Origin of the sequence: Winogradskya consettensis, from assembly GCF_018332715.1 — a bacterium.
Lineage (GTDB): Bacteria > Actinomycetota > Actinomycetes > Mycobacteriales > Micromonosporaceae > Actinoplanes > Actinoplanes consettensis.
In genome coordinates this window covers 293,518-316,034 of sequence record NZ_BOQP01000008.1, presented here as the reverse complement: position 1 = coordinate 316,034, position 22,517 = coordinate 293,518, and the positions used below count along the sequence as shown (strand labels likewise).

15 protein-coding genes are annotated in these 22,517 nt (G+C 71.1%); 5 read left to right on the top strand and 10 right to left on the bottom strand.

The window, feature by feature from the left end; genetic code table 11:
* Positions 1 to 5: 5 nt before the first annotated feature.
* Positions 6 to 2,240, bottom strand: a complete 2,235-nt coding sequence (locus Aco04nite_RS09995; protein WP_244875861.1) for a putative bifunctional diguanylate cyclase/phosphodiesterase — start codon at positions 2,238 to 2,240, stop codon at positions 6 to 8.
* A 210-nt stretch (positions 2,241 to 2,450) separates the two neighbouring features.
* Between Aco04nite_RS09995 and Aco04nite_RS09990 the strand changes: the two genes are divergently transcribed.
* Together Aco04nite_RS09990 and Aco04nite_RS09985 are read left to right on the top strand one after the other, a co-directional pair.
* Positions 2,451 to 3,335: a poly(ethylene terephthalate) hydrolase family protein gene (locus Aco04nite_RS09990; RefSeq protein WP_212996910.1), complete on the top strand. Its 885-nt coding sequence runs from the start codon at positions 2,451 to 2,453 to the stop codon at positions 3,333 to 3,335.
* Between the two features lie 84 nt (positions 3,336 to 3,419).
* Positions 3,420 to 4,931 (top strand): GGDEF domain-containing protein, encoded by a 1,512-nt coding sequence (locus Aco04nite_RS09985; RefSeq protein WP_212996909.1) that lies wholly within the window; start codon positions 3,420 to 3,422, stop codon positions 4,929 to 4,931.
* On the opposite strand, the gene Aco04nite_RS09980 is transcribed toward Aco04nite_RS09985, so the two are convergent.
* From Aco04nite_RS09980 to Aco04nite_RS09965, 4 genes are read right to left on the bottom strand one after another with little or no spacing between them, the layout of a single operon-like run.
* The gene (locus tag Aco04nite_RS09980) at positions 4,921 to 5,742 is read right to left on the bottom strand and encodes a carbohydrate ABC transporter permease (RefSeq protein WP_244875860.1); all 822 of its coding nucleotides are present in this window, start codon (positions 5,740 to 5,742) and stop codon (positions 4,921 to 4,923) included. The two genes, Aco04nite_RS09985 and Aco04nite_RS09980, sit on opposite strands and share 11 nt — an antisense overlap.
* Positions 5,739 to 6,593, bottom strand: a complete 855-nt coding sequence (locus Aco04nite_RS09975; protein ID WP_212996908.1) for a carbohydrate ABC transporter permease — start codon at positions 6,591 to 6,593, stop codon at positions 5,739 to 5,741. Before Aco04nite_RS09975 ends, Aco04nite_RS09980 begins: the two co-directional genes overlap by 4 nt.
* 3 nt (positions 6,594 to 6,596) lie before the next feature.
* The gene (locus Aco04nite_RS09970; RefSeq protein ID WP_212996907.1) at positions 6,597 to 7,907 is read right to left on the bottom strand and encodes an ABC transporter substrate-binding protein; all 1,311 of its coding nucleotides are present in this window, start codon (positions 7,905 to 7,907) and stop codon (positions 6,597 to 6,599) included.
* A gap of 21 nt (positions 7,908 to 7,928) precedes the next feature.
* Positions 7,929 to 10,673, bottom strand: coding sequence for a glycoside hydrolase family 78 protein (locus Aco04nite_RS09965; protein WP_212996906.1), 2,745 nt, complete (start codon positions 10,671 to 10,673; stop codon positions 7,929 to 7,931).
* Between the two features lie 196 nt (positions 10,674 to 10,869).
* Here Aco04nite_RS09965 and Aco04nite_RS09960 point away from each other — a divergent pair, with 196 nt between their 5' ends.
* On the top strand, positions 10,870 to 11,838 hold the full coding sequence (locus tag Aco04nite_RS09960; RefSeq protein ID WP_212996905.1) for a helix-turn-helix transcriptional regulator: 969 nt from the start codon (positions 10,870 to 10,872) through the stop codon (positions 11,836 to 11,838).
* On the opposite strand, the gene Aco04nite_RS09955 is transcribed toward Aco04nite_RS09960, so the two are convergent.
* Complete coding sequence (locus Aco04nite_RS09955) at positions 11,831 to 12,910, bottom strand: FAD-dependent oxidoreductase (protein ID WP_212996904.1); 1,080 nt, start codon at positions 12,908 to 12,910, stop codon at positions 11,831 to 11,833. The genes Aco04nite_RS09960 and Aco04nite_RS09955 overlap by 8 nt on opposite strands.
* A gap of 68 nt (positions 12,911 to 12,978) precedes the next feature.
* Here Aco04nite_RS09955 and Aco04nite_RS09950 point away from each other — a divergent pair, with 68 nt between their 5' ends.
* Positions 12,979 to 16,116 carry an AfsR/SARP family transcriptional regulator gene (locus tag Aco04nite_RS09950; RefSeq protein WP_212996903.1) on the top strand — a complete coding sequence of 1,046 codons (3,138 nt, stop codon included), beginning with the start codon at positions 12,979 to 12,981 and terminating at the stop codon, positions 16,114 to 16,116.
* On the opposite strand, the gene Aco04nite_RS09945 is transcribed toward Aco04nite_RS09950, so the two are convergent.
* Complete coding sequence (locus Aco04nite_RS09945) at positions 16,040 to 16,474, bottom strand: MarR family winged helix-turn-helix transcriptional regulator (RefSeq protein ID WP_212996902.1); 435 nt, start codon at positions 16,472 to 16,474, stop codon at positions 16,040 to 16,042. The two genes, Aco04nite_RS09950 and Aco04nite_RS09945, sit on opposite strands and share 77 nt — an antisense overlap.
* 138 nt (positions 16,475 to 16,612) lie before the next feature.
* Between Aco04nite_RS09945 and lysS the strand changes: the two genes are divergently transcribed.
* The gene (gene lysS / locus Aco04nite_RS09940) at positions 16,613 to 18,346 is read left to right on the top strand and encodes a lysine--tRNA ligase (protein WP_244875859.1); all 1,734 of its coding nucleotides are present in this window, start codon (positions 16,613 to 16,615) and stop codon (positions 18,344 to 18,346) included.
* A gap of 47 nt (positions 18,347 to 18,393) precedes the next feature.
* Here lysS and Aco04nite_RS09935 read toward each other — a convergent pair whose 3' ends face one another.
* From Aco04nite_RS09935 to Aco04nite_RS09925, 3 genes are all read right to left on the bottom strand, one after another.
* The gene (locus tag Aco04nite_RS09935; protein ID WP_212996900.1) at positions 18,394 to 19,818 is read right to left on the bottom strand and encodes an MFS transporter; all 1,425 of its coding nucleotides are present in this window, start codon (positions 19,816 to 19,818) and stop codon (positions 18,394 to 18,396) included.
* 181 nt (positions 19,819 to 19,999) lie between these two features.
* Positions 20,000 to 20,731 (bottom strand): maleylpyruvate isomerase N-terminal domain-containing protein, encoded by a 732-nt coding sequence (locus Aco04nite_RS09930; RefSeq protein ID WP_212996899.1) that lies wholly within the window; start codon positions 20,729 to 20,731, stop codon positions 20,000 to 20,002.
* Positions 20,732 to 20,768: 37 nt separating this feature from the next.
* On the bottom strand, positions 20,769 to 22,484 hold the full coding sequence (locus tag Aco04nite_RS09925) for a sensor histidine kinase (RefSeq protein WP_244875858.1): 1,716 nt from the start codon (positions 22,482 to 22,484) through the stop codon (positions 20,769 to 20,771).
* Positions 22,485 to 22,517: the final 33 nt, after the last annotated feature.

The following is a 22,517-nucleotide window of genomic DNA, read 5'->3' as shown; positions in this document are numbered from 1 at the left end:
CGAGCTTATCCGCGGGACAGTGCCAGCAGCGCCTCGGCCGCCGCGGTGCCTTCCATCGGGCGGTAGAAGTGGTAGCCCTGGCCGTACCCGCAGCCCATGTCCGCCAGGACCCGCGCCTGCTCGGCGGTCTCGATGCCCTCGGCGACCACGCTCATCCGGAACGCCATGCCCAGCCGGACGATGGCCTCGGCGACCGTGCGGGCCTCCGGGTCGTCGGCGATGCCGGTGACGAACGAGCGGTCGATCTTGAGGATGTTCACCGGGAGCCGGCGCAGGTAGCTCAGCGCGGAATAGCCGGTGCCGAAGTCGTCGACGGCGATGCTGATGCCGAGGTCACGCAGCTCCTCGAGCCGGGCGACGGTCTGCACGTCCGGCTCCAGCACGACACCCTCGGTCAGCTCCAGGATCAGCTTGTCCGCGGCGAAGCCGGTCTCGGCGAGGATGCCACGGATGATGTCGACCAGGCCCGGCTGGACGACCTGCTTCGGGGAGAGGTTGACGCTGAGCCGTACGCGGTCCGCACCCGGGATCGTGGCGTGCCACCCCGCGACCTGGCGGCACGCGTCCCGCAGCACCCACTCCCCGAGCGGCACGACCGCACCGGTCTCCTCGGCGAAGTCGATGAACTCGCCGGGCATGAGCAGCCCGCGTTCCGGGTGGTTCCACCGCACCAGCGCCTCGACGGCCTTGACGGAACCGTCGGTGAGCGAGACCGCGGGCTGGAAGTGCACGACCATCTCCCCGGCGTCGACGGCGCGGCGCAGCTCGGTGTCGCGGGCGCGCGGGTCGAGCTCCGGCGTGTACACCTGGTAGCGGGCACGGCCGGAGCGCTTTGCCGCGTACATGGCGGTGTCGGCGTGCTGCAGCAACACCTCGGCGTCGACGGCGTCGGGCCCTCGCAGCGCCACCCCGATGCTGGCCTCGACGCCGAGCACGTGCTCACCGAAGATGACCGGGGTGCGCAGGGCGTCGACGAGGCGCTGGGCGATCCGTTCGGCGACCGCCGCGTCGGGCAGGTTCTGCAGGATGACGGCGAACTCGTCGCCGCCGATGCGGCCCGCGGTGTCCCCGGCACGGATGACCGAGCGCAGCGCCGTGGCGACCGCGGACAGCACGGCGTCGCCGGCCTCGTGGCCGTACGCGTCGTTGATGGGCTTGAACCGGTCCAGGTCGATGAGCAGCACCGCGGCGTGCTTGCCGTCGCGGACGCTCTGGGCGGTCAGCTGGGCGAGGCGCTCGGTGACCAGGGTGCGGTTGGCGAGACCGGTGAGCGAGTCGGTGACGGCGAGTTGGCGGTTCTCGCGCAGGGCGTACATCTGCCGGGCGACGACCAGCGCGGTGAGCAGGATCGCGCCGAGGATCATGCCGCCGAGCGGGAAGAGGCCGAGCTTCCCGGCGAGCGTTCCGAGCAGGGCGTAGGCGAGGGCGATGGCGCCGTACGGCAGCCAGGTGGTGCCGGTGCGGCGCGAGTGGGTGGCGGTGGGGTCCTGGACGGCCTCGCGGTAGCGGCGGTGGGTGGCCAGCACGAGCAGGTAGCAGCTCGTGAACCACAGCAGGTCGGGCCACGTGCCCGTGACGAAGCCGTTGTGCAGGCTGAGGTACGAGTACGACGTGTCCCCGACCACGAACATCGCCAGGGCGCCGGCGAGCAGGCGTACCGAGGTGTCGGCCCCCGCGGAACGGCGCAGCAGCAGGACGGCCAGGGCGAGCACGAGGAGCAGGTCGCCGATCGGCTGGCCGGCGGCGAGGACGAGCGCCGAGGCGGCGAACCCCTGCTCGAGGATCGGGCTGAGCACCAGGTACCAGAGCATCATGAAGGCGCTGGCCCCGACGATCAGGGAGTCCAGCGTCTGTTTGATGCGGTCCACGCGGGTGCGGGTGACCCCGGGCAGCATCAGCAGCCCCGGCAGCATCAGCGGGACGAAGGCGAAGAACAGGTAGTCTGCGGCCGCCGGGTAGACGTCGCGGTGCAGGACGCCGTCCTCGATGAACCACGAGACGTGGGCCGCGAGCTTGGCGGCGAACGCGAAGGCGATGAACCGCCAGGCGCGGCGGGACCGGGCGTCGAGGCCCGGCAACCGGACGACGCGGACGGCGAGCAGGGTGAAGACCACCGCGATCGGCACGTAGACGGCGTCGGTGATGACGGCTCTCAGCTCGGCGCCGCCCCAGCCGGCGAGGTAGAACACGAGGAAACCGGCCACCAGCAACCCGCTGCCCGCCACGGCGGCCGAAGCCACCCGATCACCCGATCCCCGGTTTTGTGCCACGCTCTGACATCGGCTGTCGCACGGGGCGCCTGAGGATAAGGAAAACCTGGTGGCGGATGCTGACAGCGCTGCCATACCGCCGACATCGGTGGACAACAGGGATTACCTGTTCACGTGCACACACGTAGTGTATCGATAAGTCTCAATTTGAGGCGCACCCCGTCCTAGGGAGTACGAAGCATGTCATCACGAGTGACACGTGCCCTGCGCGCCGCACTGATCAGCTCCACCCTCGCCCTGGCCACGACGTTCACGGGAGTCACCGCCCCGGCGATCGCGGCCGCGGCCAACCCCTACGAGCGTGGCCCCGCCCCGACCGTGGCCAGCATCGAAGCCGCCACCGGCTCGTTCGCCACCGCCAAGGTCACCGTTGCCCGCTCGGCCGTCAGCGGCTTCGGCGGCGGCACGATCTACTACCCGACCAGCACGACCGCGGGCACGTTCGGCGCGGTCGCCATCTCCCCCGGCTTCACCGCCTCCCAGTCCGCCGTCGCCTGGCTCGGGCCGCGGCTGGCCTCGCAGGGCTTCGTGATCTTCACGATCGACACCAGCAGCACGCTCGACTCGCCCGACAGCCGCGGCACCCAGCTGCTCGCGGCGCTCGACTACCTGACCGGCAGCAGCTCGGTGCGCACCCGCATCGACGCGACCCGCCTCGGCGTCATGGGCCACTCGATGGGCGGCGGCGGCAGCCTCGCGGCCACCCGCACCCGACCCGCGCTGCAGGCCTCCATCCCGATGACGCCGTACCACACCACCAAGTCGTGGACCACGGTCCAGACCCCGACGCTGATCATCGGCGCCGAGAGCGACACGGTGGCCCCGGTGGCCTCGCACGCCGAGCCGTTCTACACCAGCCTCCCGAGCAGCCTCGACAAGGCGTACCTCGAACTGAACAACGCGTCGCACTCGGCGCCCACGTCGACGAACGTCACGGTGGCGAAGTACAGCATCTCCTGGCTCAAGCGCTTCATCGACAACGACACCCGCTACGACCAGTTCCTCTGCCCGAACCCCTCCGGCACGGCGATCCAGGAGTGGCGCTCCACCTGTAACTACTCCTGACCTCGGGAAAGGTGCGGAGGGGTAACTACCTCTCCGCACCCGGACCGGACCGGATCGCTACCGCAGGACCCCGACGCTGACCCCATGAGCAGAATCGACGCGCTGGCGCTGCCCCGGCGGCTGGCCGCCTGGCAGTGGCTGCTGGCCGCCGGCCCCGTCGCCATCGGGTTGTACTACCTGCTGGTCACGGTCGAGCCGGGCTGGGGCTTCGCCGGGGTCGTCGTGGTGGCCAGCGCCAACGGCAGCGTGGTCGCCGCATCGCTGTTCGCCGCGCGCCGGCACCGGCAGGCCCGCTCCGCGCTGCTGTTCATCGCCGCCGGTGCCGCCGCCAACGTGAGCGCGGACCTCATCTTCTACTTCATGGCGCTGGTCGGTGGCGAGGTCGGCTATCCCAGCATCGCGGACATCGGCTACGTCGCGGCATACCCGCTGACCGCCGTCGGACTCGTGCTCATCGTGCGCCGCCGCACCCCCGGCTGGGACCTCGCCAGCGTCGTCGACGCGGCGATCGTCGCGGTCGGTGCCGGCTTCCTGGTGTACGCCCTCGTCATCGCCCCCATGGTCGCCGTCGGCCCGGACAACTACACCAAGCTGGTGTCGGTGTCGTACCCGATCGGCGACCTGATGCTCGTCGCCGTCGGCGCGCGGCTGCTGCTCGGTGCGGGACCCCGCACCCCGTCGCTGGGCGCACTCGGCTCCTACCTGGTGCTGCTGCTGATCGCCGACACCGTCTACAGCGTGCAGAGCTTCGACAGCACGTACGTCCCCGGTGGTACCGCGGACGCGCTGTGGATGCTCTCCTCCTACATCCTCGCCGCCGGCGTGCTCCACCCCTCGGTCCAGGTCATGGTCGCGCCGTCGTCGACCGTCACCCCGGACGCCACCCCCGGCAGGCTCGCGGTCCTCGCCGTCGCCGCCCTGGTCGCCCCGACCACCATGCTCGTACTGCACATGCACGGCGGGCGCATCCCCGTCGCGGCCGGCATGATCGCCTGCGACCTGCTGTTCCTGCTCGTGCTGGCCCGGATGGCGGGACTGGTCCAGGCCCAGCGGCACGCGGCCATCACCGACGGGCTGACCGGCCTGCGCAGCCGCCGCTACCTGACCCAGGCCCTGCACACCGAGACGGCCCGCTCGGCCCGCTCCGGCGTCCCGGTCGCGATGCTGCTCCTCGACATCGACCACTTCAAGACCGTCAACGACACGTACGGCCACCACGGCGGCGACCTCGTCCTCGTGGAGATCGCCGAACGGCTCCGGCACCTCGTGCGACCGGGCGACCTGGTGGCCCGCTACGGCGGCGAGGAGTTCGCCGTCGTCCTGCCCGGCGCGGACCTGTCCGAGGCCCACGCCGTCGGCGAGCGCATCCGCCGGGGCATCGCCGCCACCCCGATGTCGGCCGGCCCCCACCGCATGCACGCCGTCACCGTCTCCATCGGCCTCGCCGGCATCCCGCACCCCTGCGACGACGTCGACGAACTGGTCCTCGCCGCCGACCGCGCCCTCTACGCCGCCAAGCACGCCGGCCGCGACCGGGTGGCCGCCGCCGCCCCGGTCGCGGTCCACGAATCGGTGCTCAAGGCTGTCAGCCCTTGATCGCGCCGGCGGTCATGCCGGCCACGATGCGGCGGTTGAAGAACAGGAACATCACCAGCGGGGGCACGGTGATCAGCAGGATGTTCATGAAGAGCAGGTTGTACTCCGAGGTGTACTGACCGGCGAAGTTGTAGAGGGTCAGCTGGACGGTCGGGTCGCCGGGCAGGAAGTAGAGCGGGTTCACGAAGTCGTTGAAGACGGTCACCGACTGGACGACGACGGCCGTGATGATCACCGAGCGCAGCAGCGGGAAGATCACCCGGAAGAACAGCCGTAGCGGGCCGGCGCCGTCGATCACCGCTGCCTCGTCGAGCTCGCGCGGGATCGTGGCGATGAACGCGCGGAAGAGCAGGACGCAGAAGGACAGGCCGAACGCGATCTCGACCAGGATCAGGCCGGGCATCGTGCCGAACGTGCCGGTGCCCTTGAGGACCCAGATCGTCGGGACCACCGCGGGCGGCACGATCAGCCCGGCCAGGACGAGAAAGTTGATGAAACCGCCCCAGCGGCCGGGCCGGCGTTGCAGCACGAAGGCGACCATCGCCGCCAGCACCACCATCCCGGCGACCGACGCCACGGTCAGGACCGTGCTGTTGATGTACGCGATGATCAGCATGTAGTCCCGCGCCTCGACCACGTCGATGAAGTTGCGCACGAACTGCAGCTGGTGCGGCCACGAGAAGTCGAGCAGCGACGCCTGCGCCCGGTCCTTGCCGGCCATCAGCACGATGAACGCGAACGGCACCAGGAACACCACCGCCGACACGACGATCGCCACGATGCTCAGCACCCAGTTGCGTCTACCGTTCACAGCTCCACCTCTTTGCGGTTGAGGAAGCGGGAGAGCGGCAGCACGATCGCCGTGACGATCACGAACAGGACCACGTTGCCCGCCGTGGACAGGCCCGCGAAACCCGCCTGGTACTGCTTGTAGATCACCGAGGCGACCACGTCGGAGGTGAAGCCGGGGCCGCCGCGGGTCATCGCCCAGATCAGGTCGAACGAGCGCAGGCCGCCGATCAGGGACAGGATCACCACGGTCACGGTGGCCGGGCGGGCCAGCGGCAACGTGATGTTGCGGAACATGTCCCACGCCGAGGCGCCGTCGGTGCGGGCTGCCTCGAAGTACTCCTGCGGGATCGAGACGATGCCCGCGATGAAGATCAGGGTGGCGAGGCCGACGCCCTTCCAGACGTCGACGAGGGCGACCGACAGCAGCGCGTACGCCGGATCGGTGAGCCAGCCGGGACCGTCCACGCCCACCGTGCCCAGCGCCTGGTTGATCAGCCCGCGCTCCGGGTTCATGAGCACTGTGAAGGTCAGGCCGACCCCGATCGTGCTGACCAGGACCGGGAAGAAGACCACCGAGCGCAGGTAGCCGCGGGCGGCGATGCGGCCGGTGAGCAGCACCGCCAGCCCCAGGCCGAGGACCACTTTGAGGCCGCTGGTGACGATCCCGTAGATCAGGGTGTTGACGAAGCCCTTCACCAGCGCGGGTTCCTGGAAGAACGTGACGAAGTTGTCCAGGCCGATGAAGTGCGACTCGAAGATCGTCCACCGGGTGAGGCTGAAGTAGAACGACGCGAACGTGGGCACCACGAACAGCACGGCGTAGACGAGGGCCGCGGGCAGGTAGAACCAGCGCGGGTACGGGCTCTTCATCCGTTACCAGCCCGCGAGACCGAGCTGCTGGGCCTGCTTCTTGACGTCCTCGTCGTACAGCTCGGCACCTGCGTCCGCCTTGCGGATGCCGGAGCCGACCTCGACGCAGATCTGCTCGAGCGACGGGCCCTTGACCGGGGACAGGAATTCCAGGGCCAGGCTGGACGCGCCCGGGGTGTCGATGTAGGTCTGCATGTCCTTGACCGCCTGCGGCACGTCGGCCGGCAGCGTGCAGCCCTTGACCGCGAAGGGGCCGGTGGGCGGGTACGCGTTCGCCTGCGACGTGCATCCCTGCGGGCTGGCGATGAAGGCCAGGAACTTCTTCGCGGCGTCGAGCTTTGCCCCGGACGTGCTCGCGGGGATGTAGACGGCCGGTGGCGCCCACACGGTGAGCCCGTTCGTGGCGGCGTCGTCGCCCGGGATCGCGTACAGGCCGATGTCCTTGACCTTGTCGGGGTAGGTCGCGGCGAGCTGCGCGATGGTGCTGCTCAGGATGGGGTACTGCGCGCCCGCGCCGGTGGCCAGCTCGCGGACGCCGTCGTCGAGCTTGGCGGAGGCGAAGTCCTTGTTGAGGAACCCGGCGTCGTGGACCTGCTGCAGCCGCTGGAAGCCTTTCACCGCGGCGGGCGACGTCGCATACTTCGCCTGGTTCTTCGTGTAGTTCGTGGCGAAGTCGGGCTCGGCGGCGGCGACGTTGTGGAAGTCGCCGAGCACGAACAGCTGCGAGGTCCAGGTCTCCTGATAGGTCTGGATCACCGGTGCGACCCCGGCCGCCTTGAGCTTCGTGTTGTTCGCCATGAACTCGGCCCACGTCTTCGGCACCTGCAGGCCGTTCTTCGCGAAGACCGCCTTGTTGTAGAGGATCGCCCCGGACATGAAACCGCCGAAGGGTACGCCGTAGAGCTTCCCGTCCGATGTGACGCTGGTCTTGAAATTGTCGTCGAGCTGCCCCGCGTACGACTGGTCGTCAACGGCGACGAGGTTCTTCGCCGGGGCGATGGCCTGCAGCAGCGACCCGGAGTTGTACTCGAACACGTCGCTCATGTCGCCGGTCGAGAGCCGGGTCTTGATGAGGTTGTCGCCCTCGGTGCCCTGCGGCCGGGTCTCGACCTTGACGGTGATGCCGGGGTTCTGGGCGCTGAAGTCCTTGGCCAGGCCCGCGCCGACCTTGGCGGCGGTCTCGGAGTTGTCGACGAGGAACGACAGGGTGACCCCGTCGCCGTCACCCTCGCTCGAGCCGAGGCTTCCGGCGCTGCATGCGGTCAGGGCGAAAACAGTGGTGAGTACGGCCAGTGGCGTCAGAAAACGTTTCATACGGAGCTCCTCACAGGGGGTTCAACGGGGAAGCAGTTCGGCGAGCCGCCGCTGGATGACGTCCGCGCCGGGCATGAAGCCGGAGGCGGTGAGCGCGTCGATCAGCCGGCTCGCGGGTTCGTCGAGATAGGGCGCGACCCGGTCGGCGGCGGAGGCCTCGCCGTCGGCCGCACCGGTGGCGACCGCCGCCTCGACCACGCGCTGCCACAGCGGCTCGTCGTCGAGGACGTCACGGACGGTGGATCCGGGGGTGAGCGGGGCGGGTTCCGGCACCGGGTCGGCGGTCCGCCAGGTGTGGGTGCCGTGCCCGATCTCGTGGACGTCGCCGCCGGGCAGGTGCACGGTCGCGGACGCGCCGACCGGGACCTCCACCCGCAGGTCGAAGCGGCCGCCGGCACGCTGCCACGAGACGGAGGCCTTACCGTACGGAGTCAGGTGACTCGCCGCCGCCGACGTCAGCGCCGTGCCGGGCAGCGGGCGTACCTCGATCCTGCGGTAGCCCGGCGCCGCCGGGGCCAGCCCGGCCACCCTGCGGTGCAGCCAGTCCGCGACCGCGCCGAGGGCGTAGTGGTTGAACGAGGTCATCTCGCCGGGGTTGATCGACCCGTCGGGCAGCATGCTGTCCCAGCGTTCCCACACCGTCGTCGCGCCCATCGTGACCGGGTACAGCCAGGACGGGCAGCCGGTCTGCACCAGCAGCCGGTACGCGACCCCGGCCTCCCCGGCGTTCGCGAGCGCGTCGGCCATCAACGGGGTGCCCACGAACCCGGTCGCGATCCGGAAACCGCCGGCACGGACGAGGTCCGCGAGCCGCCTGCCCGCGTTTTCCCGCTGTTCCGCGGTGGGCAGGAGAGCCCATTCGAGGGCCAGGGCGTACCCGGTGGGCGCGTCGCCGAGCACCCGCCCGCCGGGGGTGACGAATTCGGTGGCGAACGCGGCCCGCACCTTGGCGGCCAGCGCGGCGTACCGCTCGGCTGCGGCGTCCTCCCCCAGCGTCCGGGCAGCGTCCGCCACCAGGTCGGCGGACCTCGCCAGGTATGCGGTGGCCACGACGTCCGGGCCGGTCCGCGCCCGGAACGGGTCCTCGGGCGGGGCCGCGGGGTCGAGCCAGTCGCCGAACTGGAACCCGCCCGCCCACAGCCCGTCCGCGCGGGCCAGGCCGGCCTCCCGGTCCACCCAGGCGCGCATCGACGGGAACTGCCGCGCGAGCAGGTCACGGTCGCCGGTGCGCTCGTGCACGACCCACGGCACGACGGTGGCGGCGTCGCCCCACGCCGCGGCGGCCGGTCCCGCGTCGCGCAGCACGTCCGGGATCACGAACGGCACCGAGCCATCCTTCTGCTGCTCCGCGGCGAGATCGGCGAGCCACGAGGTGAGAAAGCCCGCGCTGTCGAACAGGAAACTCGCCGTCGGCGCGAAGACCTGGATGTCGCCGGTCCAGCCGAGCCGTTCGTCGCGCTGCGGGCAGTCGGTGGGTACGTCGACGAAGTTGCCGCGCATGCCCCGGACCACGTTGTCGTGGAAGCGGTTGAGCAGCTCGTGCGAGGACTCGAACCAGCCCGTGCGGCGCAGATCGGAGCTGATCACGACCGCCTCGACGTCCTCGGCGCGCAGGCCCGCGAGTCCGGCGATCTCGGCGTACCTGAAGCCGTGGAACGTGAACCACGGCTCCAGGACCTGGTCACCCTCCGTGAGAATCCAGGTGTCGGTGGCCTTGGCCGTGCGCAGCGGGCGGACGCCGAGCTCGCCGTCCTCGAGGACCTCCGCGTGCCGGATAGTCACCTCCTGACCCGCTTCGGCGCCCCGGACCCGCAGCCGGACCCAGCCGACGATGTTCTGCCCGAAGTCGACGACGGACCCCTCGATACCCGTCGCGGGAATGGTCTCGACGACGCGCACGGGCGGGCCGTCGGGCGCGACCAGACGGGTGAGGTCGGTGTCGATCTCCCGCACGGTGCCGGGGAACTCCGCCGGGAGCGCGGGGAGGCGCAGGTCGGTGCGCTGGCCGTCGTAGAGGTCGTCCTCGAGCACGTTGCCCGGGCCGGACCGCCAGTCCTTGTTCGTCGCGAGGACGTGTCGCGTGCCGTCTTCGGTGGTCGCCTCGAGCTGGGCCAGCAGGGCGAGCTCGTCACCGTAGATCGCGCGCCGGCCCTGGAAGCCGAGCCGGCCCCGGTACCAGCCGTTGCCGAGCTGGACGTCCAGGGTGTTCTCGCCCTCGACCAGCAGGTCCGTCACGTCGAACGTCTGGTGGCGCAGGCGGTGCTGATAGCTGGTCCATCCCGGCGCCAGCTCGTGGTCTCCCACGCGCTTTCCGTTGAGGTAGGCGCGGTAGAGGCCCTGGGCGGTGATGTGCAGGCGGGCCTTCGCTATGTCGGGGAGGCCCATTTCTCCCCTCAATACCGACATTTCTCCTTCCGGCGTGATCATTCGCGCGCGCCAGTCGCCCTGCAGTCCGGCCTCCGCCACGCCCGGCTCGCTCCACGGACTCCACTCGTCGTCGCCGCGGACCCTCGCGCGGACGGATACCTGCTCGCGCGCCTGCAGGGGTGCGGCGGGCCAGGGAACCAGGACCTGATCGGCGCTCTCCCGCTGGAAGACCTCGGGTGCGGCGCCGTCGCGGGTCACTTCGATCTCGTAAGCCCGCTGCGCCCATCCTTCGCCGGCATCGGTGACCACCCAGGACAGTCGCGGGGCGGGGGCACCGAGCCCCAGCACGGGGCCGGGTCCGTCGTGATGATCGAAGCGTGGCGCCGAAACACGGGTCATCTGCTCTCCCCGGGGGATCATGAATCGTTTCACCCACAGCGAGCCCGGTTTCGACTGCATTAACGAACTGTTGCGGGGGCAGGTCAATAGTGGGGCCGGTCACAGGCTCCCGATAGCCCGTGCTGCACCTCGACTAGCACAATCCTGACCTTGCTTGCCCTGGTGCGCTCACCTGGCCGGGGAGTACCGTGCCGCCATGCCGGACGACCCCGTCGACGAGATCCGCGGCACGCTCTACTTCAACGACGGCTCGCTCGTCTACGCGGGCCACTACCTGCACGACGAGCCGCGCACCGACCACACCCACAGCTTCGTCGAGCTCGCGGTGATCACCGGCGGCGCCGGCGTGCACCGCTCCATGCTGGGCGACCAGCCCCTCGCTGTCGGCGACGTCGTGCTGCTGCGCCCCGGCGTCTGGCACGGCTACGACCGCTGCGACAACCTGCAGCTCTACAACTGCTGCTTCTCGGTCGACCTGCTGCACCGCGAGCTCGCCTGGACCCGCGACGACCCCCTGCTCGGCTACCTCCTCTGGACCGGCCCGTACGCCATGCACCGCCGCGGCATGCTCACCGCCGCCCTCGACCCGGCCGAGCTCGCCGAATGCGTGGTCCACCTGCGCGCCCTCGACGAGCTCCGCGCCCGCCCCGCCCACGCGCACCGCGGTGACCTGGTCGGCCGCCTGACCCTGTTCCTCAGCTGCCTGTCCCGCGCGGTCGACCGCTCCCGCACCCAGAGCGACGGCGAGCCGGCCGGCCCGGTGCACCCCGCGGTGACCAGCGCGATCAAGCTGATGGAGGAGGACCTCTCCCGGCACTGGACCCTGACCGAGCTCGCCGGCCGGCTGGGCCTCAGCGCGGGCTACCTGGTCCGCATCTTCAAGGCCACCACCGGCCTGCCCCCGGTCGCCTACCTCGCCCGCCACCGCGTCGAGACCGCCGCCGGCCGCCTGCTGCACACCGACGACCCGATCACCCAGATCGCCCAGAGCGTCGGCTGGCCCGACCAGAACTACTTCGCCCGTCGCTTCCGCGCCCACTACGGCCTGACGGCCACCACCTACCGCGCGCGCTTCACCTCGGGCACGATCCGCCTCGGCGAAACCGGCCGCCCGGTGGTCGGCCCCGACGGCCGGCCCGCCTCGGGCGCACGACGGCTCAGCTGAAGAACTCGATCATGTCCTCCCGCGTGGGTTGGTAGGCGGCGGCCTCCGCGTGCTGCTCACTGCGAGGAAACAACTCCTTCTCGTACGCCGTGAGCGCGGCCTCGACGTCCCCGGGGTGTGCGGCGATCGCGGTGCCGAGCCCGGCCGCGTCCTGCATGGCCAGGTTGGCGCCCTCGCCGTCCGGGGGCGCGAGGTGCGCGGCGTCGCCGAGCAGCGTGACGCCCGGGATCCGGTCCCAGCGCAGCCCGATCGGCAACGCGTAGTGCGGGCGGTGGACCGGCTCGGTGTCGCTGTCCGTGATGAGGGCCAGGAGCTCGGGAGCCCAGCCGGCGAACTCCCCCGCGGTACGTGCACCCAGGCCGGCGGCGGTGAACCAGTCCAGGGGCCGGGCCAGTTCGACGTACGCGTGCAGGGTCCCGCCGCTCTCCCGGTGCGCGGTGATCTGCCGCCCGCCGGAACCGGGCACGAACATGGACCCGCCGCCGACCGCCTTCGCCGCCGCGGGATGCCGGGCATCGGCGTCGTAGAGAAAGGTCTCGACGAACGACGTGCCGGAGTACTCCGGGGCAGCGTCGACGAGCAGCGGCCGGACCCGGGACCAGGCGCCGTCCGCCCCGACGAGCACGCTCGCGACGACCGTGGTGCCGTCGGCGAAGCTCACCTCGTGGCGGCCCTCGCCGAGGGCGCGGACGCCGGTGACCCTGTGGTTCCACCGGACGGTACCGGCGGGCAGCGAGTCGAGCAGGATCCGGCGCAGCTCGCCGCGCTGCACCTCGGGGCGTCCGCCGGTGCCGTCATCGCCCTTCTCCATCAGGACGGTGCCGTCCGGGTCGAGGGCGCGCATCGCCTGGCGGCCCTCCAGCACGATGCCGCGGAACTCGTCGGTGAGACCGGCCGTCGTCAGGGCCGGCTGGCCGTTGTAGTCGTGGATGTCGAGCATCCCGCCCTGGACCCGGTGCGCCGCAGAGGCGTCGGCCTCGTAGACCGTGGCCGGGATGCCGTGGACGTGCAGGACGCGGGCCAGAACGAGGCCGCCGAGGCCGGCGCCGATGATGGTGACAGGAGTGTTCATGGGCGAAGACTGACCGGTGCCGCTCACACGCGGCGTGCACGGCGCTGACATGGTGGGAGGATCGGGCGATGAAGCTTCGCGTCACGCTGCTCGGCGGGTTCCGGGCGTTACGCGGGGACGAGGTCCTGGCGGTCCCGGGTGCGCGGTTGCAGGGGCTGTTCGTGCGGCTGGCGCTGGCCGGTGGGCGCTCGGTCGAGCCGGGCGTGCTGGTCGAGGCGATCTGGGCGCAGGATCCGCCGGCCGCGCCCGGTCACGCCCTGCAGGCTCTCGTCTCGCGGCTGCGCCGGGCTCTCGGGGTGGCCGGTGATGTCACCCAGGTCGCGGGCGGTTACCGGCTGGACGTGGACGACGTGGACGTGCTCCGGTTCGAGCAGCTCGCGGTGACGGGCCGGGACAGGCTGCGGGCCGGGGATCCGGGTGCCGCGGCGGACGCGCTCGGTGAGGCCGTGGCGTTGTGGGGTGATCGCCCCGGCATCGAGCCCGCTGTCGTCGCCGCGGTGGCTCCCGCCGCCGCGACCCGGCTGGCCCTCGTCTCGATCGAGGTTGTCGCCGACCTCGCCGACGCCGAGCTGTCGCTGGGCCGGACCGGGGTGGCCGCCGACCGCCTCACGGCACTGCTCGCCGAACAGACCGGGCACGAGCGGGCGGCGGCGTTGCTCATGGATGCCCTCGCCGTCCAGGGCCGCCAGGCCGAAGCGCTGGCCGTCTACGAACGGGTCCGCGAGGCCCTCGCCGATGCCCTCGGCGCCGACCCGGGCGCCGCCCTGAGCGAGCGGCACCTGCGGCTGCTGCGCGGAACCGCTGTCCCCGCCGCCACCCGCTCCTCCCTGCCGGCGTCGCTGAGCAGCTTCATCGGGCGCGACGACGACGTCGCCCGGATCGGGGCGCTGCTCGCCGCCGGGCGTCTCGTCACCGTGCTCGGCCCCGGTGGTGCGGGCAAGACGCGGCTCGCCGTCGAGGCCGCCCGCCGGCACCACGACGGCGCTTTCCTGATCGACCTCGCCCCGGTCACCGAGCCGGCCAAGATCGGTGCGGCCGTGCTCGCCGGGCTCGGGTTGCGTAACGCCACGATGTTCGAGGCCCGCGGCGACGACCTGGACATCCTCGTCGAGCAGCTCGCCGGCCGGGACAGCCTGCTGCTGGTCGACAACTGCGAGCACCTGATCGACGCCGTCGCGCACCTGGTCGCGGCGCTGCTGTCCCGCTGCCCCGGCGTGCGGGTGCTCGCCACCAGCCGCGAGCCCCTCGCCATCGACGGCGAAACCCTGGTGCCGCTCGGGCCGCTCCCGCTGCCCGAGCCCGGGGACAGCGTCGAGCGGGCGCGGCAGGCGGCGTCTGTGCGGCTGTTCATCGAGCGCGCGGCTGCCGTACGCCCCGGCTTCGATGTGGATCGTGAAGCTCTGACCGATGTCACGACGGTGGTCCGCGGCCTGGACGGGATGCCCCTGGCCCTCGAACTGGCCGCGGCCCGGCTGCGCACGCTGTCGCTGCCCGAGCTCGCCGCCGGGCTGTCCGACCGGTTCGGGCTGCTCACCACAGGTAGCCGTGCCGCGCTGCCCCGGCACCGCACGCTGCGCGCGGTGATCGCGTGGAGCTGGGACCTGCTCAGCGCCCAGGAGCGTACGGTCGCCGAACGGATCTCGGTCCTGCCCGGCGGGGTCACCACGGCCTCGGCCACCGCGGTCTGCGCCGGCACCACCGGGATCCCCGACCTGCTCGCGGGGCTGGTCGACCGGTCGCTGCTGCAACTCGCCCCCGAGCCGGGCCGCTACCGCATGCTGGAGACACTGCGCGAGTACGGCATCGACCGGCTGGCGGCCTCCGGCGAGCTCGACGCCGTGCGCGACCTCGCCGCCGACCACTTCACGGACCTGATCGCCGGGCACGACCCCGAGCTGCGCGGGCCCGGCCAGGTGGCTGCCATCCGGATCATCGGCGCCGAGTACGACAACACGCTCGCAGCCCTGCGCCGGCGGTGCGACACCGGCGACTCCCCCGGCGCGGTAACCCTGGCCCTGTCGCTGACCTGGTACTGGCAGATGCTCGGCCGCAGCGGCGACGCGGCCTACTGGCTCGGCGAGGCGCTGGCGGTGCCCGGCGGCGGACCGTCACCCGAAAGGGACTGTGCGCACGCGATCCGCCTGCTGAAGAGCACCGAGACCTACCCGGGAACGCCGGTCGGGGAGCCGCTCGCCGCAGTGGCCGGGCGGCTGCTCGCGTACCCGGACCTGCCGGGCCTCTACGGTGTGCTGGCCGCCTTCACGCTGGCATTTCTGTCGGCGGAGACGGCAGCCCCGCTCGCACTCCTGGACCGCGCGGCCGGCGGCGACGACGGATGGCTGGCCGGGCTGGCCCACATGTTCCGGGCCGAACTCGCCGAGAACGCGGGACAGCTCGCCACGATGCACGCCGACGTCGACGCCGCGCTGGCCCGCTTCGGGCAGGCCGGCGACCGCTGGGGCCAGGCCACCGTGCTGCCGCTGCGCGCCCAGCTGAGACAGTACGACGACGACCTCGACGGCGCGCTCGCCGACCTGAGCGCCGCCCGGTCGCTGGCCGGGGAGTTCGGCACGCCCAGCCTCAACGACGAGGTGTTCCGGGACCTGCGCTGGATCGACCTGCACCTGCGGCGCGGCGACCACGCACCGGCGGTCGCCCTGCTGGACGCGGTCCGGGATCGGGTGCGCAGCGCGGGCTCGGCGGACATGCAGGCACTGATCGCCGCGCGCGCGGCCGGCATCCGGCTGCGGCTCGGCGACCTCGCCCGGGCCCGGGAGCTGCTCGACGACGCCGAGCGTGGCCTGCACGACGACACCTTCCTCAGCGGTCACGTCCAGGCGCTCGCCGGCAGCGTCCGGGTCCTGCTCTGCCAGGCGCTGGGCGATCCGGACGGCGCGGAGAAGGCGCTCGTGGCGGCGTACACAGCCGCCGAGGAGACCCGGGACCTGCCCATCCAGTCGCTGGTCGCGGTCAGTGCGGCGGCGCTCGCCGACGGGCACGGCCGGCATCACGACGCTGCCGTTCTGCTCGGGACCGCCGCCCGGCTGCGCGGCGCCCACGATCGCAACGATCCGCAGATCCGCGAGCTCACCCGGCGTGCACGGGCCGCACTGGGGGAGATCGCGTTCGCTACGGCGTACGGGAGTGGTTTCTCGACAGAGCCTTCCGCAGCAGCCCGGCGACCGCGGCCAGCTCTTCGGGGTTGAGCTGCGCGAACGGCGTCTGCTCGAAGGTCACCCGGATCACCTCGGCCCGGACCCGCCTACCCCGCTCCGTCAGCATCAGCACCCGGGAACGCCGGTCCGCCGGATCGACCGCGCGTTCGACGAGGCCCTGATCGGCGAGCTGACCCGCCACGAACGTCAGGTTGGGCGCGTTGCAGAACAGCCGCTCCGCCATCACCTTCATCGACGGGGGCTTCTCGTCCGGGTCGATCGCCCACAGGGCCTGGGCGGTGGCGTGGGTCAGGCCGTGCGCGGCGAGGGGCTCCGCGATGCGGTCGCTCGTGCGCATGAAGAGCTCGTGGTTCGCGCGTACGGCGGGCTCCAGATCGGGGTGGTCCACAGCTGGCAGCGTACCCGTCGCTTCGAGGCTCGAAGGTCTTCGGTCCTGGGGTTTCCGCGTTGCCTCGGGGGCAGTGCTGGGCCGGATGCCGCGATGCGGGAAAATGGGGTCCGACAGACGAGACGGAAGTTGGAGATCGTGACTGAAGTTGCAGGACCCGTCGACTGGGTGACCCGCTACGCCGACGAGGTGATCGCCGAAGCGGAACGCCGCTCGCCGGGCAAGCCGGTGGTGTGCGCGTCCGGCCTGAGCCCGTCCGGTCCGGTCCACCTCGGCAACCTGCGCGAGGTGATGACGCCGCACCTGGTCGCGGACGAGATCCGCCGCCGCGGGTACGAGGTCGAGCACCTCATCTCGTGGGACGACTACGACCGGTTCCGCAAGGTCCCGGCCGGCATCGACGCCTCGTGGGCCGAGCACATCGGCAAACCGCTCACCGCCGTCCCCGCCCCGCCCGGCAGCCGCTTCCCCAACTGGGCCGAGCACTTCAAGGCCGCGATCATCGACGCGCTCGCCGAGCTCGGCGTCGACTACCGGGGCATCAGCCAGACCGAGATGTACACCTCGGGGGCGTACCGCGACCAGATCCTGCTGGCCATGCGCGAGCGCGGCCGGATCGACGAGATCCTCGACCGCTACCGGACCAAGGGACGGCCGGCTGCCGCTCCTAAGCAGTCTCAGAAGCTCGACGAGGCTGAGGCCGCTGCCGCCGCCGAGGCCGCGGAGGGCTCCGGTGCTGCCGACGAGGACGACGGCGCGGCTGCTGGTGCGGACTACTACCCGTACAAGCCCTACTGCGGCCAGTGCGGCAAGGACCTCACCACGGTCACTGCCTATGACGACGAGACCACAGCCCTCACGTACGTCTGCACGCTCGACGGTTTCACCGAGACCGTCCTGCTGAACGAGTTCGACCGCGGCAAGCTCGTCTGGAAGGTCGACTGGCCGATGCGCTGGGCCTTCGAGGGCGTCCACTTCGAACCCTCCGGCGTCGACCACTCCTCCCCCGGCTCCTCGTTCGTCGTCGGCGGCCAGATCGTCGCCGAGGTCTTCCACGGCGCCCAGCCGATCGGCCCCATGTACGCCTTCGTCGGCATCAGCGGCATGGCCAAGATGTCCAGCTCCCGGGGCAACGTCCCCACCCCCAGCGACGCCCTCGCCATCATGGAGGCGCCGCTCCTGCGCTGGATGTACGCCCGCCGCCGCCCCAACCAGTCCTTCAAGGTCGCCTTCGACGCCGAGATCCAGCGCCTCTACGACGAGTGGGACGCCCTCGAAACCAAGATCGCCGCAGGCACCGCCGCCCCCGCCGACGTCGCCGCCCACGACCGCGCCATCCGCACGGCCACCACGGTCCTGCCCTCCACCCCGGTCCGCATCGCCTACCGCACCCTTGCCTCGATCGCCGACATCACCACCGGCCACGACGAGCAGACCCTGCGCATCCTCAGCGACATCGACCCCGCCAACCCGGTCACCGACCTCGCCGAGGTCCGCCCCCGCCTCGACAAGGCCCAGACCTGGGTCAACACCCAGCTCCCCCCGGAATCCCGCACCCAGCTCCGCACCGAGCCGGACAAGGAACTCCTCGCCTCCCTCGACGACACCCAGCGCGAATCCCTGCGCCTGCTCGCCGAATCCCTCGACGCCAACTGGTCCCTCGAAGGCCTGACCACGCTCGTCTACGGCGTCCCGAAGAAGATGGCCGGCCTCCCCCCGGACACCAGACCCACCCAGGAACTCAAGGTCGCCCAGCGCACCTTCTTCGTCCTGCTCTACCGCCTCCTGATCAGCAAGGAAACGGGCCCCCGCCTCCCCACCCTGCTCCTCTCCGCAGGCCCCACCCGCCTCAAAACCCTGATCGGCCAGTAACCGCCCCCGAGCCCGGCCGCCGCACCCTCACGGCCGGGCTCCGGGGTTCAGCCCAGCTCCACGGTCCCGCCGGGATTCGCAGCCACGCCGGGAATTGGTGGCTCGCGCGGGCATCGCGGCCGCACCGGACTTTCCGAGTCCGCCAGATTTCGCGAGGCCGCCGGGAATTGGGGCCCGCCGGGAATTGGGGGCCCGCCGGGATTCGCCCGCGGGCCAGGATTCGCGGGTTCTCCCGGCATCGCCGACCGGCCCCGATTCGCGGCGTGGCCGGGCTCGTCAACGTGGGCGGCCTCCGGCCGCCTCGGGATCAGCACCACGGCGAGTACACCCGCCGCGGCAGTAGCCCCACCGGCGATGTAGGCCGCTGTGCTCACCGACAACGCCGCCGCAAGCCCCGGCCCGGCGAGCGCCCCCGCGAACGTGGCAGCCGCCTCCCCGGTGAACATCGCAGCGCTCGTCCGCCCGAGCACCTCATCCGGCGTAACCCGTTGCAGCGTCGTCTGGGTAACGCCAAGAGCCGTGGACCCCGCCACCCCGATCAGAACCGCAGCCACAACCACGACAACCAGCCCCGTCGCCCCACCGGAGAAGAACAACACGAACCCGCACCCGGTCACCCCGAGCGCTCCCCCGAGCAGCCACCCCGGCGCGACCCTCTCGACCAGCACCCGGATCAGCGGCGCACCGAGCAGAAACCCCACCCCCAGAGCCGACATCACCAGCCCGGTCGCGGCACTACCACCCAGGACAGTCATCCCGTACGGGACAAGCAGCGCACTCAGCACCGCATTGGCACCCAGAAACACCGTCGTCACGAGCAGCAGGGCCCGAGCAGTAGGTTCGGCAAGGAGAAACCGAAGCCCCTCCCGAATGCCACCCCGGGCCCGACGGGTGGCAGGCGCAACAAGACGGGCCGTCATCAGGACAGCGACAGCGGACACCACGTAGGTCCCCGCATCGAGCCACACCAGCAATTCGAACCCCGCCCAGGCGAACAGCACCCCACCCGCCGGCGCCCCGACGAGCCGCACAATGCCATCACTCACCGCGTTCAACGAGTTCGCGCTGCTCAACGCCGTCCCCGTACCCACTACCGCCGGCGTGTGCGCCTGCGCGGCAGGGCGGAACACCACAGTGCCGACGCTCTCCACGAGCAACGCCACATAAACCAGCCAGACATCCCCGGGCTCCTGCGCCAGCAGAAGCAACACCACGGCAACGCCCCGCAGCAGGTCCGCCCCGATCATCAACCGCCGCCGGTCCCACCGATCAGCCAGCACCCCGGCAAACGGCCCGAGCACCACCGGCGGCAGAAACTGAACGGCAACGGTGAACCCCGTAGCCGCCACCGACCCGGTCAGCTCAAATACCTGAGCAGGAACCCCCACAACCAGCAACCACGTCCCGAGCAGACTCACGAACCGAGCCACCCACAACAACCGGAAATCCCGCACCCGCAGCGCCTCGATCACCGCAACACCCCCGCTCCCCCGACGTCAGAACGCACCCGCGCCACATGCGGATCAGGACCCAGTCGCCGGCCGGGCTCCGCAGACGACGAGTTCCGCAAGATCACCCTGGCCGCCACGTTCGCGGAAGGCGCTGGACTCTTCTTCGGCCCCGGGGCATCCATGGTTACCGGGGCATCCACGGTTACCCGAGAAACGGCCAGTTCGGCCCGGGCAGCTCGCCGTTCGCAAGCGGAAGCCGCCCCGTGGCAGTCCGGATAAAGGTGAGGTCGTCGCGCCCCGCCACGAGGTCCGGCCCGAAAAGCCCCACGAGCAGCTCGGACGCCGCCGGTGTCAGCCACGCATCCCGGTCCAGTGCGGCCGCCAGGTCGAGCCCGTGCACCCCGACCTCGACAACCCGCGTCGCGAGGAAGTCGCTCAGCAGCATCGAATCACCGTGCCGGGTCACCACGACCCGGTCCTCCGGCTCGTGCTCGCAGAGCCGTACGACCTCCCGCCACGTCCGCTCGAACACCGCCGGCAACGCATCGATGCCCGCCAAGCCGGCGCGTCCCTGCCCCAGCTCGATCCGCTTCGCACTGGTCGCTACGGAGAACCGTTCATCCGCCCGGTAATACCCCACCGCGGAAACGCCTTCCCGGGATTTTCCGGGTGCTCCGCCACCGTCTTCCGGCAACGGAGGTGCGGCGTCAGCATCCCGGGCGCGGCTTCGATTGCCGCCCGCACCCGGCGATGGGCCCGTGGTCCCGAGCATCCCCGGGAGCCACGCAAGAATGACATCCACATGGCCGAGAAGCCCGGCGACATCCCAGGGCTGGCAGCCGGTCGGTCGTGTCCAGTCGTCAGCCGTAACGGTGAACATCGCTGCGCTCAGCGCCGCACATTCGGCTCGGAGTGCGTCGAGCGACTGAGTCATCTCGGCTGGATCAATTCGCTGAGTCATCTCCGCTGAGTCATCTCGGCTCCGCCTCCGGCCTCTGATCCGGCGCTTCCCCCGCTCCGCTTCCTGCATCGGGAACGGATGTGGCTTCTGCTCCAGGCTCCGGGACAACCGCAGACACGAAGTCCTCCCTGGCACCCGATCCCCCGCCCGGCTCCGTGCCGGGGTCGGGCTTCGGGGTGGGGAGCGTGATGGCGAAGGCCGTGCCCTCGGTTGCCTCGGTGTCCAGGCTGATGGCGCCGCCGTGGTACTCGACGATCTTCTTGACGATGGCGAGGCCGATGCCGGTGCCGTCGTAGGTCTCGCGGGGGTGGAGGCGCTGGAAGATGACGAAGATCTTGTCGGCGAATTCGGCCTCGATGCCGATGCCGTTGTCGCGGACGTGCAGGTGCCACTCGTCACCGGCGCGCTCGGCCGTCACGTGAATCTTGGGTGCGATGCCGGGGCGGCGGAACTTGAGGGAGTTGCCGATCAGATTCATGAAGAGTGTGGTGAGCAGGGCTTCCTCACCTCGCACGGTGGGGAGGCCGGCCCAGGTGATCTCGGCGTCCGGCCCCGCTCGTTCCTCGAGTTGTGAACGCACCACGGTCAGCACGCGGTCCAGGTCGACCTGGGTGAATCCCGCTGTGAGCCGGCCGATGCGGGAGAACGCCAGCAGGTCGTTGATCAGCCGTTGCATGCGGTCGGCACCGTCGACGGCGAACGCGATGTACTGGTCTGCCCGCGCGTCCAGCTGGCCCGAGTAGCGCCGCTGCAACAGCTGGCAGAAGCTCGCCACCTTGCGCAGCGGCTCCTGCAGGTCGTGCGAGGCGACGTACGCAAACTGCTCGAGGTCGCGGTTGGACCGGGTCAGCTCCTCGGCCTGCACCTTGAGCTGGGCGTTTCCCCATTCGATCTGGGCCCGGGCCTGCTGCACCTCGCGCAGTTCCGAGGCGATCTTGCGGCGCATGGCGTCCACGTCCTGGGCGAGCCGCAGCAACTCCGGAGCGCCGCGACCCGCGATGTCACGGTCGTAGTCACCAGCCGCTACGGCGCGGATCTGGTCGGCGAGCGCAAGGACCGGCCGGTTGACCAGGCGGTCGAGCAGCAGCATCAGTGCCGCTCCGGCGACGATGACCGCGGCCGCTGCGATGATCTCCAGGGCGACGAGGGTGCTGCCGGTCTGCTTGGCGGCCTTTACCGCGGTGTTGCGGACGATGGCGATGTCACTCTGCAGGTGCGAGACGGAGGCTCGGACTGCGTCGAACTGCGCGGTGCTGGACGCTCCGGTCACCGCCTGGCCGGCCGCCGGACCACCGCTCCGCACCGCGGCGATCGCCGGATCGGCGACGGCCGAGCGCCATTCGGCAGCGCGCTCGCGAACGAGGGCGAGGTCGGCATCGATCGACGCATCGGAGTCGCCGGAGGTGTTGAGCCGGGTGATCTGGTCGATCAGTTGCGTCTCGGCGGCCCGCCCCCGCTCGTACGGTGCGAGGTTCTCCTCTTCACCGCTGAGCAGGAAGCCCCGTACGCCTGTCTCCTGATCCACGAAGGCGGCGTCCAGCGACTGCCCTGCGGTCCGCATCGGCCCGGTCTTGTTGGTGAGAACGTCGATGCGATCGTTGCTGTCGGAGGCGATCACGACCGCCGCAACGCCAAGGGCGGCGAGGAGGAAACCCAGGGCGCCACAGAGTGCCATGACGCGGCTGCGCAACGTCCACGATCGGAAGCGCGGCGGCCTATCGGCCATGGTGAAATCTCCCTGAGTCTGCGGTCGAAGGCC